Origin of the sequence: Flavobacterium sp. (assembly GCF_044339515.1) — a bacterium.
In the GTDB taxonomy this organism is placed as follows: Bacteria; Bacteroidota; Bacteroidia; order Flavobacteriales; family Flavobacteriaceae; genus Flavobacterium.
The window spans coordinates 48,797-62,215 of sequence record NZ_JBIIVK010000014.1 but is presented as its reverse complement, the minus strand read 5'-3'; the positions used below and the strand labels follow the sequence as shown (position 1 = coordinate 62,215).

Sequence of the window (13,419 nt, the reverse complement as noted above, 5' to 3'; positions counted from 1 at the left end):
TTACACTCGCCGTACTGTCTGCACAGGGTGGTGTGCCCGTTATGGTATACGTATACGTGCCTGCCGCATCTTGACTTGGGTCGAAAACTCCCGTGCCACTCGCCAATGCCGGTGACCAGGTTCCGCCTGTTTCCGGTGAGTTGCCTAAAAGCGTGAATAAGTCAACACTTGGACTTGTTTCACAAACTGTAGTATTTCCGTTTGTACCTGCGTTGGGAATTGGGTTAATCGTTACTGTTACTGTGGTGCTTTGTGGGGTACAAGGTGCTATGCCACTTACGGTATACGTATATACGCCTGCTGTGTCTTGAGTCGGGTCAAATACGCCCGTTCCACTCGCTAGCGGTGGTGACCAGGTTCCTCCTGCATCAGGAGTACCGCCTAAATAATTGAATAAATCATCTGCCGGTGAGTTCGCACAAAATTCAGCTGTACCTGCTTGACCCGGATTGGGGATGGGATTGACTGTTACTGTTACACTCGCCGTACTGTCTGCACAGGGTGGTGTGCCCGTTATGGTATACGTATACGTGCCTGCCGCATCTTGACTTGGGTCGAAAACTCCCGTGCCACTCGCCAATGCCGGTGACCAGGTTCCGCCCGTCTCGGGTGAGTTGCCCAAAAGTGTGAATAAATCTATACTTGCACTTGTCTCACATAAAATAGTACTTCCATTACTTCCCGCGTTGGGGATTGGATTAATCGTTACTGTGACAGTTGTGCTTTGTGGTGTACAAGGTGCTATGCCATTTACGGTATACGTGTATACACCTGCTGTATCTTGAGCAGGGTCAAATACACCTGTTCCACTGGCTAATGCCGGTGACCATGTTCCCCCTGCATCAGGTGTGCCTCCTAAATAATTGAATAAATCATCCGCCGGTGAGTTGGCACAAAATTCAGCTATTCCTGTTGTTCCCGGATTAGGTATTGGATTAACCGTTACTGTTACACTCGCTGTACTGTCTGCACATGGTGGTGTGCCTGTAATGGTGTAGGTATACGTGCCTGCCGCATCTTGACTTGGGTCGAAAACTCCCGTGCCACTGGCTAACGCAGGCGACCAGGTTCCGCCCGTTTCCGGTGAGTTACCCAAAAGGGTGAATAAATCTATACTTGCACTTGTCTCACATAAAATAGTACTTCCATCGGTTCCTGCGTTGGGGATTGGATTAATCGTTACTGTGACAGTTGTGCTTTGTGGGGTACAAGGTGCTATGCCATTTACGGTATACGTATATACACCTGCTGTGTCTTGAGTCGGGTCAAATACGCCTGTTCCACTGGCTAATGCCGGTGACCATGTTCCCCCTGCATCAGGTGTGCCTCCTAAATAATTGAATAAATCATCCGCCGGTGAGTTGGCACAAAATTCAGCTATTCCTGTTGTTCCCGGATTAGGTATTGGATTAACCGTTACTGTTACACTCGCTGTACTGTCTGCACATGGTGGTGTGCCTGTAATGGTGTAGGTATACGTGCCTGCCGCATCTTGACTTGGGTCGAAAACTCCCGTGCCACTGGCTAACGCAGGCGACCAGGTTCCGCCCGTTTCCGGTGAGTTACCCAAAAGGGTGAATAAATCTATACTTGCACTTGTCTCACATAAAATAGTACTTCCATCGGTTCCTGCGTTGGGGATTGGATTAATCGTTACTGTGACAGTTGTGCTTTGTGGGGTACAAGGTGCTATGCCATTTACGGTATACGTATATACACCTGCTGTGTCTTGAGTCGGGTCAAATACGCCTGTTCCACTGGCTAATGCCGGTGACCATGTTCCCCCTGCATCAGGTGTGCCTCCTAAATAATTGAATAAATCATCCGCCGGTGAGTTGGCACAAAATTCAGCTATTCCTGTTGTTCCCGGATTAGGTATTGGATTAACTGTTACTGTTACACTCGCCGTACTGTCTGCACAGGGTGGTGTGTCTGTAATGGTGTAGGTATACGTGCCTGCCGCATCTTGACTTGGGTCGAAAACTCCCGTGCCACTGGCTAATGCCGGTGACCAAGTTCCGCCCGTCTCGGGTGAGTTGCCTAAAAGCGTGAATAAGTCAAAACTTGGGTCGTTTTCACAAACTGTAGTATTTCCATCGGTTCCCGCGTTTGGGATTGGGTTTATGGTTATCGTTACTGTAGCAGAGGCCGGTGGACATTCAGTTGAAGAATTTACAGTATATGTAAAAATATAAGGACTTCCTGACAATGATAACTGTGATAAATCCAGCATACCTAAATTCCCATTGGAAGTAGAAAAAGGTCCTGTCCAAACTCCTGTATTAAAAGGAGTTCCACCTAAAAAGTTAAACAAATCAACAAAATTAGTTGAAGCTAAATCATCCTCACAAAATGAAACAGAACCGTTTGAACCGGCATTATTTTGTGGTTGAATTGAAACTAATACTTCTAATCTTTCATCACTTTCGCATGGAGGATCAACAGTTGTAGCATAATAAGTTTGACCATCAATTAAAGGAGTATCCAACTCTAGTGGCAATGCAGAAGAACTTGTCAAATACCAATTATTGTTACCACTAGCATTTAAATCTGCTACAGTTGGAGGATTAGAAAAATCTTGACAAAAAGATTGAATAGCATCTCCATTAGGAACAGGAACAACTCCAATACTAACAAAAACCGATAGTCTGGATGATTGACAACCTGTATCGGGATTGGTTTGACTGGCATAATAAATTGTATTAGGAATTAAAATAGTGCTTTGAGCCAAGGGAGAACCACCGCTTGGGACATTATACCATTGCACATTATTTCCAATAGCAATTAAACTCGCAATCGTTGCCTGGCTGGGAAAATCGACACAAACTCCTTGGAAATTTTGTCCAGTTGGAGCTGAATAAATTGTTACAACTACCCTAATTCTTGTGCCACAATCGCCAGAACTATTATCTGCATAATAATCTTCGCCATTCACTAAGCCTAAACCGGAAGCAAGTGGAACTGTAGAAGTTTCAGTAGCAAACCAAGCAACTCCTCCACCATTACTCGTTGCCTGCAAACTAGCAATTGTAGGCGATTGAATATCACAAAACGATTGACTTAAATTAGCGACGGTTGGACATTGAGCAATAACTGAACTTCCTGATAACAATAAAAAAATCAGTAATAATTTAGAACTTACTAATTTTTTTAAGGGATAAGGAATAAATATATTGTAAAAATAACCCATAAATGATTGAGTTTATTGTAATTTAATTTGCAATTTTTGTGTTGGAATCTGTATCAAATTGAAGAATATACCCCCCTTTGTTTGTATATCCTCCATTTAAATCTTTAAAATAGTGAAATTTAAAACTTAACTGTTCCGAAATCTCATCTTTTGCCAATGCCTCAAAACTTTTGTCTTGAAACAATCGAACTAAAGCATCAAAAGTTACATCAAAGCCTTTCAAAACTTCATCAGTAGCTCCAAAATTGTACTTCTTTTTAAAATCTACTTTGAACTTATTAACATCATTCAAATTATTTCGACTGGAATAAGAAGGATAAATAGTGTTTAAAGCCTTCAATCGCATTTCCGAAAAACCCTCTTTTTGAATTGATTCTTTGGGTTCTAATAAGGCCAATTGGATAGTATATTCTTTAGAATGTTTCAACAAAACTGTAGTAGTATTCAAAATTAGTCCAATTTTATCGGTGTTGAGCAAAACGAAATTTTTTCTGTTTAAGATGAGCTCTTTCGTTAATGTCTCGTCTTGTAATACATCTTTCCCCGAAATTTTAACGAACCTTGCTTTAGGATAGTTTTGTAAAATAAAATCTTCATATAATGCACTAACCGCATCACTTACCACCACTAAATTTCCATTCTTATCGGAAATGTATTTTAAAACCATCAATGCTAAGTCATTTTTAGACGGTATACTAACAAATGTTGTAGCTGATTTTTGTGCACTATCTTCATAATTTGTAACCACAAATGGAATTCCGTTTTTAGAAGTAAATTCACTAATTTTTTCAGTATTTACATCTTCTGATTGATAAAATACTGCTTTTGATTGATCAATATTATTTTTCTTGAGCGAAGAAATTTCTGCTTTTCCGTCTTTACTAATTTCAATTTGAAGATTTTTCAATTCTACCATCACACCCATTTTTTTGAGAGAATCTATTGCGAAATTAGCTCCTGCATAAAACTCAATTTCTTTTGTAGCCTCCGAGATTGGATTTTGAATAAAACTCAAATATTTTTCATTAGAAAAGGATGTCAGAAATGTAATTTCCTTTTTTTCAATTTTATTGATTGTTTTAAGAAGTCCAACTGCTTCAATTTTCTTTTCAATTACAGAACTGGTATTTGCCTCAGAAATCGTTGTCTCAGGTTTTTTATATTCTGAAACTTTATCAGAGGGCATTTTTATAATTATTCCAGATTTTACCCCTTCATTTAGAATTGGATTTACTTCCAATAATTTATCTTGCGACACCCCAGCCATTTTTGATAAACCAAATAATGTCTCTTTTGGTTGAATTTCATAATCAATCCAATTACTTTTTTCAGATTCAGATTTAACTGATTTATTTTCAGCTGTTGTAGAATCCGATTTCTCTTCATTTTGAGGCTCTGAAACCGCTACTTCTTCTTCAATCTTATCAATTTTGGTTGGAGTTTCAGTAATTTTAGGCTCCGATTTAATTTCTTCATTTATAGGAGTTTGTTCAACTTTCGTTTCTTGTTTTGCTTCTGTTTTCTGAACTAAACTTGAAGAAGTGCTTCCCGGTATAACAATTCGTTGTCCGGTTTGAAGCATTCTTACAATTTGAGGGTTTCTTTGCTCTAATTCATCAATAGTTACCCCATATTTTTTTGATAAACCATATTTAGTTTCTCCGTCTTGTACTAGATGAAATTGACCATTTTGATTGTTTTCATTCTGACTACCTTTTACCGGAATTCGCAAGATTTGGCCGATTTGTAAAATTCCTGACAATGAATTTTCTTCCATCAAATCATCAACTGTCAGACCATATCTTCTTGAAATCCCATATAATGTTTCTCCAGGAAGTACTTCATAACTTATAAATTCTGTAGAAGTAAAATTTGATGTCTTATTTTGTGTTTTTGAGGGATTAGTATCTACTCCTCCTCTAATTTCAAGTTGATGACCAGCTTGAAGCATTTTGATAATGTGTGGATTTTGTCTTTCCAATTCACCAATGGAAATACTAAATCTTCTTGAAAGTCCAAACTTAGTTTCCCCAAATTTCACATCGTGATAAATAATTCCATCAGCGTTCGTATTTGAAATGTTCATCGGTTTAGAATCTTTAGGCTGACTTTTTACAACAGAATTGGGTATGGTGAGCACTTGACCTTCTTTAATTCCATCATAAATATCAGGATTCAATTGATATAAATCGTTTGGTGTTACTTTGTATTTTCTGGCAATGGAAGATACTGTTTCGCCTTTAATTACGGTATGTTTAGAAGAATTTTCCTGTGCGAACCCACAAAAAAAATTCAATTGAAACACCATTAAAAACAGTAAAATATGTTTGTTCATTTGTTGATTTTGCAATAGTAAACAAAAACTTACTTTTAATGTATAAATTTAAAAAAAAACCTTCAGAAGTTGAGTACTCCTGAAGGTTGTTATTAAGATTGTTATTAACAATTTTTTAATACACAAAAATGGCTCTCTCGCCCATAAAATCATTTACTTCGTTAGCAACTTCTTCAATGATTTTTTCATTAGTATGATTTTGAATAACCCGGTCAATGAATTCAACTACTGTCTCCATATCGTCTTCCATCAATCCTCTTGTTGTAATAGCCGGTGTACCGACTCGTATTCCGGAAGTAACAAAGGGGGATTTATCATCAAAAGGAACCATATTTTTATTCACAGTAATTTCGGCTTTTACTAATGCATTTTCCGCTTCTTTACCGGTGATATTTTTGTTGCGTAAATCAATAAGCATCATGTGGTTATCCGTTCCACCTGAAATGATATCATAGCCTCTTTTTACAAATGCTTCCGCCATGGCTTTTGCATTCTTTTGAACTTGCAATGCGTACCTGAAAAATTCGTCTGATAAAGCTTCGCCAAATGCAACTGCTTTTGCTGCAATAATGTGTTCTAAAGGTCCGCCTTGATTTCCGGGAAATACAGCGGCATCCAGCAAAGAAGACATCATTCTGGTTTCTCCCTTAGGGGTTTTAATTCCGAATGGATTTTCAAAATCTTTACCCATCAAAATCATTCCGCCACGAGGTCCACGAAGGGTTTTGTGCGTAGTAGTTGTAATAATATGACAATAAGGAACAGGATCATTCAACAAACCTTTGGCAATCAAACCGGCAGGATGTGAAATATCGGCTAGCAAAATAGCTCCAACGCTATCGGCAATTTCTCTAAAACGTTTAAAATCCATATCACGCGAATAAGCAGAAGCACCTGCAATAATCATTTTCGGATTTTCTTTGGTGGCAATTTCTTGAATTTTATCATAATTCAATCTGCCTGTTTCTTTTTCAACCCCATAAAAAACAGGATTATATAATCTTCCTGAAAAATTAACAGGAGAACCATGTGTTAAATGTCCACCATGTGATAAATCGAAACCTAAAATTTTGTCACCCGGTTTTAAACAAGCAAAAAATACAGCTGTATTGGCTTGCGAACCCGAATGCGGTTGAACATTCGCATACTCAGCTCCAAACAAAGCTTTTGCTCTGTCGATAGCAATCTGTTCCACTTGATCTACCACTTCACAACCGCCGTAATAACGTTTGCCCGGATAGCCTTCAGCATATTTGTTGGTTAATACAGAGCCAGCCGCTTCCATCACCTGATCACTCACAAAGTTCTCAGAAGCAATCAATTCCAATCCGTGAATTTGTCTGTCTTGCTCATCTAAGATAAGCTCAAAAATTTGTTCGTCGTGTTGCATTTGATAATATTTCGTTAAATTGAGCTCAAAATTACGAAAATTGTTTGTTAAATTAATAGTTAATAATATATTTGATTGATAATTTTTCAACATTAAATTCAAAAAAAAATGCCTGCAAAAACAAATGATCCTAACCGAAAATGTTGGTTAGATGTTCCGGGAAACAGTGACTTTCCAATTCAAAATATTCCTTTTGGTGTTTTTTTGACTAAAGATGATATTATAACAATTGGAACTAGAATTGGAGACTATGCGATTGATCTGGGAGCAATGCAACAATTAAATTATTTTGAAGGTATCGAACTTACAGATGATATGTTTATGCAAGATACCCTGAATGATTTTATATCTGACGGAAAAAAAACTTGGCGATTAGTTCGAAATAGAATAGGTGACATTTTTGACATTAACAACCCAAAACTAAGAGACAATAATCAGCATCGCAACATCATTATTTTCAATATTAATGAGGTTGAAATGCAATTGCCGGTTTTAATTGGCGATTACACAGATTTTTATTCCAGTAAAGAACACGCTACCAATGTTGGAAAAATGTTTCGTGATCCAGAAAATGCACTATTGCCGAATTGGCTTCACATTCCGGTGGGTTATCATGGAAGAAGTTCTACAATTATTCCATCCGGTATTCCGGTACACCGACCAATGGGGCAAACATTACCAAATGGTGATACTCAGCCCGTCTTTGGTCCTTCGCGATTAGTTGATTTTGAATTAGAAACCGCTTTTATTACAACAGATGCAAATATAATGGGTGAAAACATTCCGGTCTCTGAAGCAGAAGATTATATTTTTGGGATGGTTCTATTAAATGATTGGAGTGCAAGAGATATGCAAAAATGGGAATATGTTCCACTAGGACCCTTTTTGGCTAAGAATTTTGCCTCATCCATTTCGCCTTGGATTGTAACAATGGATGCCTTGGAACCCTTTAGAACAAAAGGTCCAAAACAAGAACCTGCTCCACTTCCTTATTTACAACAAAAAGGAAAACATACATATGATATAAATTTAGAAGTTTACCTGACACCTAATAATGGAGAAGCAAATTTGGTTAGTAAATCAAATTTTAAATACATGTACTGGTCAATGGCACAACAATTGGCTCATCATACTTCAAACGGCTGTAAAGTAAATTCAGGTGATATGATGGGTTCTGGAACCATTTCGGGACCAACTCCTGAGAGTTTTGGTTCGATGTTAGAACTTACTTGGGGAGGAAAAAACCCAATCAAATTATCAAATGGAACCGAACGTAAATTTATTGAAGATAATGATACAGTTACCATGAGAGGATACTGCAAAAATAGCCAAGTGAGGATTGGATTTGGAGAAGTATCAAGTAAATTGCTCCCTGCTTTTGTTAGAAATTAATTGTTGACTCCGGTTTTTTGACCGGAGTTTTTTTATATTTATTCATTTCTATATTTTCTATCATTTAATACAGATTTCTAGCCCGGATTGAAGTAGAAAGCCTTTTGCAGTCTAGTAGTATTTTTTCTTGCTAGAAAAGAGCGACTAACAGAAACTCCTTTTTTGGCTTAGAAAAAAAAACTAGACAAAAAAGCTTGGAACGGAAAGCCGGATTAGCTTTAAAAAATAAATATATTTGCTAAAATTTAACTGATGAAAAAAATTACTTTTTTGTTTTTAGCTCTTATTTTGGCTTCTTGTGGTGTGAAGCAAACGACCAACAGATTAACATCGGGAGATTATGATGGTGCAATTGAATCGGCAGTAAGAGGTTTGCGTGGCAACAAAAATGCAAAAGGAAAACAAGACTATGTCTATTTGTTGGAGGAAGCTTTCGCTAAGGCAAAAGAACGTGATTTACGAAATATAGAAACGTGGTCGCAAGATGCTAATCCCGCCAATTTAGAGAAAATTTTTAATGCTTATATAAATTTGAATAATAGACAAGAGTTGATTCGTCCTTTGCTTCCGCTGAAATTATTGAACGAAGGTCGGGATGCTATTTTTCCCATGGAAAATTATTCAACAGAAATTGTCAACAGCAAAAATGCTTTGTCTAATTATTTGTACACCAGTTCTAAAAATGAATTAAAAACTGCCAATAAACTTCAGGCCCGAGCTATTGTAGACGATCTAGTTCATTTGAATCAAATTAATCCCGGCTTTAAAGATGTAAATAGTCTGTTGGAAGAAGCTCGATTTAAAGGAACTGATTTTGTGCACGTTTACACGAAAAACGAAACGAATATTATGATTCCGGTTCGTTTGCAAAATGATTTATTAGACTTCAGTACGTATGGTTTAAACGATAAATGGACGGTTTACCATAGCAACAGACAACAAGGAATTACCTATGATTTCGGAATTATTTTGAATTTTAGAGAAATAAATATTTCGCCCGAACAAATTAGAGAAAAAGAAGTTACACAAGAAAAACAAATTAAAGACGGTGTAAAAAACTTGGTCGATGCGAATGGAAATATTGTTCGTGACAGTTTAGGCAATCCTATCAAAGTGGATAAATTTATAACGGTGAAAGGAACTGCTTATCAGTTTACCCAGTTCAAAGCCTGTCAAGTGACTGCAAAGGTGGATTATATTGATTTCAATAACAATCAGTTGATTAATTCGTATCCGCTGGCAAGTGAATTTATTTTTGAACATATTTATGCTACGGTTCGTGGAGATCGACGTGCATTTGACGAACAATTTGCATCTTATTTCGGCAGAAGAGCAGTTCCGTTTCCGAGCAATGAACAAATGGTTTATGATACGGGTGAGGATTTGAAAGCGAAGTTGAAGGATATTATTAGTAGAAATAGAATTAGAAGGTAATTTTGTTTTGAAACTAAACTCAATGGAACACGGATTGAACGGATTTGCGTTGCAAAACGCGGATGTTCACGGATTTTGATAGCTTCGCTATGTAGATTTCCACGGATTAAAAACTGCTAAAATAGCACTATTATCATCGCCTCGTTTCCCCTCTCCTTTGGAGAGGGGTTGGGGTGAGGTTTTATAAGTTTAAATATTTTACAATTGGATTCTGAAAACTGAGACTGCTACTGCGAACTAAACCAAAACTCTCTTCAAACCCGCCACCTCAATCCCATCGTGTGATTCATGATAAACACATTTTCCTTCTTTTATCAAAAGAATTTGTGGTGATTGATGCATGACATCAAACCGATTGGCAATTTCGTTTGAAATATTTCTGAATTCTAATAAGTCTAAAAAATAAGGCTGTAATTGTTCAATTGAAAAATCATATTCGTTTTCAAAGTTTTTCAACGCAAAACGACTGATGCTGCATCGTGTACTATGCTTAAAAATCAAAACAGGTTGTTGATACGATAATTCAGTGATCTCGTTAAGTTGACCTAAATCAGTTAATACCCTCCATCCTACTTTGGATGATTTTACTTCTTCAGATCTCTCGAATAAATTAGTAAAAAAACTCATTTTGACGTATTATAAGACATTTTGACTTGCTTTTGAAATGATTTTATTCAAAAAACAGTCATTTTGTCTTAGATTAAGATTTGGAATAATAGTTGACAATTCTCTCACAAAGGTAACAAACATATAGGTATTTACTTGACTCAAAAAAAATAAAAATATTACAAATGAATTTAAAAAATTTAACCATTAAATCGCAAGAAGCTTTGCAACTAGCTCAGCAAATTGCACAAGGTTTTGGTCAGCAACAACTGGAAAACGAACATATTTTTAAAGGAATTTTAGAAGTAGATCAAAACGTTGCTCCGTTTATTTTGAAAAAAATGAATGTGAATGTCAACTTATTTTCTCAGATTTTAGATAGTACAATCCAAAGTTTTCCAAAAGTTTCCGGGGGCGAAATTATGCTTTCCCGTGAATCCGGAACGATGTTGAATGAAGCTTCCATCATTGCCAAAAAAATGAATGATGAATATGTTTCGATTGAACATTTACTTTTAGCTATTTTCAAATCTAAAAGTAAAGTTGCTCAGATTTTAAAAGATCAAGGTGTAACCGAAAAAGGTTTAGAAGCGGCCATTTCTGAATTAAGAAAAGGCGAACGAGTAACTTCCGCCTCAGCAGAAGAAACCTATAACGCATTGAATAAATATGCTAAAAACCTAAACGAATTAGCAAAAAATGGCAAACTCGACCCAGTCATTGGGCGTGATGAAGAAATTCGTAGAGTGCTTCAAATTCTTTCTCGCCGAACAAAAAATAATCCAATGTTAGTGGGTGAACCCGGTGTTGGTAAAACCGCCATTGCCGAAGGTTTAGCTCACCGAATTGTAGATGGAGACGTTCCCGAAAACCTGAAAGACAAAATCGTTTTTTCGTTAGATATGGGTTCGTTAATCGCCGGTGCCAAATACAAAGGTGAATTTGAAGAACGCTTAAAATCAGTTGTCAAAGAGGTTATTGCTGCGGAAGGTGACATAGTGTTATTCATTGATGAAATTCACACCTTAGTGGGTGCCGGCGGTGGCGAAGGTGCGATGGATGCCGCCAACATATTAAAACCTGCTTTGGCTCGTGGCGAATTACGTGCCATTGGTGCCACCACGTTAGACGAATACCAAAAATATTTTGAAAAAGATAAAGCTTTAGAAAGACGTTTTCAAAAAATTATGGTGGATGAACCGGATACGGAAAGTGCGATTTCGATTTTACGTGGAATCAAAGAAAAGTATGAAACGCACCATAAAGTACGTATCAAAGACGAAGCAATTATTGCAGCTGTCGAATTATCGCAACGCTATATTTCCAACCGATTTTTGCCGGACAAAGCCATTGATTTAATGGATGAAGCCGCTTCTAAACTTCGAATGGAAATCAATTCAAAACCGGAAGAACTAGATGTTTTGGATCGAAAAATAATGCAATTGGAAATCGAAATAGAAGCCATTAAACGGGAGAATGATGACGCTAAACTGAAAATTTTAGGATTGGAATTAGCCAACTTAAAAGAAGAACGCAACGAGATTTTTGCCAAATGGAAATCCGAAAAAGAAGTAGTGGATAACATCCAAAACGTAAAAATTGAAATCGAAAACTTCAAGTTAGAAGCCGAACGTGCAGAACGTGATGGCGATTATGGAAAAGTTGCCGAAATCCGTTACGGAAAAATCAAAGAAGCTCAAGAACGTTTGGACATCCTTCAAACACAATTAATAGAAAATCAGTCCGGAACTTCCCTAATAAAAGAAGAAGTTACTCGAGAAGATATTGCCGAAGTAGTAGCAAAATGGACAGGAGTTCCTGTGATGAAAATGCTACAAGGTGAACGTGAAAAATTATTAAAATTAGAAGATGAATTGCACCATAGAGTGGTTGGTCAAGAAGAAGCCATTGAGGCAATTAGTGATGCTGTTCGCAGAAGTCGTGCCGGATTGCAAGATATGAAAAAGCCCATCGGAACATTTCTTTTCTTAGGAACAACCGGCGTCGGAAAAACCGAATTAGCGAAAGCCTTAGCTGAATATTTATTTGATGACGAAAATGCCATGACACGAATTGATATGAGCGAATACCAAGAACGTCACGCTGTGAGCCGATTAGTAGGTGCTCCTCCGGGATATGTGGGTTATGATGAGGGCGGTCAGTTGACCGAAGCCGTGCGTCGAAAACCGTATTCTGTCGTATTGTTGGACGAAATTGAAAAAGCTCATCCTGATACATTCAACATACTATTACAAGTATTAGATGAAGGAAGATTAACGGATAATAAAGGTCGCGTAGCCGATTTCAAAAACACCATCATCATTATGACTTCGAATATGGGAAGTCATATTATTCAAGAGAAGTTTGAAAATCTATCGGGTGGGATTGAAGCCGCAACCGAAGCCGCTAAAGTGGAAGTATTAGGTTTATTAAAACAAACCGTACGTCCTGAATTTATCAACCGTATTGATGAAATCGTAATGTTCACGCCATTATCCAATGCAAACATTCGAGAAATTGTTGGCTTACAGTTAAAAAGTGTCACCAAAATGTTAGCTCAACAAAACATTACGATGGATGCCACTCCTGAAGCGATTGATTATTTAGCGAAGAAAGGCTATGACCCACAATTTGGAGCCCGACCGGTGAAACGAGTGATTCAACGCGAAGTATTAAACAAATTATCAAAAGAAATTTTGAGTGGCACCGTAAAAACCGACAGCATCATTTTGCTTGACAGTTTTAATAACGAATTGGTTTTTAGAAACCAAAGTGAATTAGTAAAGTAAGTATTTTTTTGGCCACAGATTCACAGATTTTCCTTTGAAATTTTAAAAATAGTAGAAAATAATCAGCGAATCTGTGGCTAAATACAAGTCATTAAAAAATTTACACCTCAGATTTCGAAGTTTTGATTAGATTTAAAGTATATGTAATTAGTCTAATAAAATTAAGATATGATATCAAAATTCGTTAATTCGTGGCAAAAATAAGTCTTAAAAAATTAGTATGTCATAAATTGAATAGTTTCTCAGTCAAAAGTACCTATTTAGAAATGTGTTAGTGTTTTTT

General features: G+C 37.0%; 7 protein-coding genes. 3 read left to right on the top strand and 4 right to left on the bottom strand.

The annotated features are described in order from the left end of the window. From ACIQ0M_RS05775 to glyA, 3 genes are all read right to left on the bottom strand, one after another. A partial coding sequence (locus tag ACIQ0M_RS05775) for a hypothetical protein (protein WP_396150640.1) occupies window positions 1-3,190 on the bottom strand: 3,190 nt, incomplete at its 3' end. 22 nt (window positions 3,191-3,212) lie between these two features. Beyond that, window positions 3,213-5,525, bottom strand: a complete 2,313-nt coding sequence (locus tag ACIQ0M_RS05770) for a LysM peptidoglycan-binding domain-containing protein (protein WP_396150639.1) — start codon at window positions 5,523-5,525, stop codon at window positions 3,213-3,215. Between the two features lie 115 nt (window positions 5,526-5,640). Beyond that, window positions 5,641-6,915, bottom strand: a complete 1,275-nt coding sequence (gene glyA, locus ACIQ0M_RS05765) for a serine hydroxymethyltransferase (RefSeq protein ID WP_396150637.1) — start codon at window positions 6,913-6,915, stop codon at window positions 5,641-5,643. A 108-nt stretch (window positions 6,916-7,023) separates the two neighbouring features. On the opposite strand from glyA, the gene fahA reads away from it, so the two are divergent. Together fahA and ACIQ0M_RS05755 are read left to right on the top strand one after the other, a co-directional pair. Continuing rightward, entirely contained in the window at window positions 7,024-8,307 is a 1,284-nt protein-coding gene (gene fahA, locus ACIQ0M_RS05760; RefSeq protein ID WP_396150635.1) for a fumarylacetoacetase, read from the top strand. A 252-nt stretch (window positions 8,308-8,559) separates the two neighbouring features. Next, a complete protein-coding gene (locus ACIQ0M_RS05755) occupies window positions 8,560-9,741 on the top strand; it encodes a hypothetical protein (RefSeq protein ID WP_396150633.1) in 1,182 nt (393 codons plus the stop codon). 237 nt (window positions 9,742-9,978) lie between these two features. Here ACIQ0M_RS05755 and ytxJ read toward each other — a convergent pair whose 3' ends face one another. After that, on the bottom strand, window positions 9,979-10,368 hold the full coding sequence (ytxJ, locus tag ACIQ0M_RS05750; protein WP_396150631.1) for a bacillithiol system redox-active protein YtxJ: 390 nt from the start codon (window positions 10,366-10,368) through the stop codon (window positions 9,979-9,981). Window positions 10,369-10,532: 164 nt separating this feature from the next. Here ytxJ and clpB point away from each other — a divergent pair, with 164 nt between their 5' ends. Beyond that, window positions 10,533-13,136 carry an ATP-dependent chaperone ClpB gene (gene clpB, locus ACIQ0M_RS05745; RefSeq protein ID WP_396150629.1) on the top strand — a complete coding sequence of 868 codons (2,604 nt, stop codon included), beginning with the start codon at window positions 10,533-10,535 and terminating at the stop codon, window positions 13,134-13,136. Window positions 13,137-13,419: the final 283 nt, after the last annotated feature.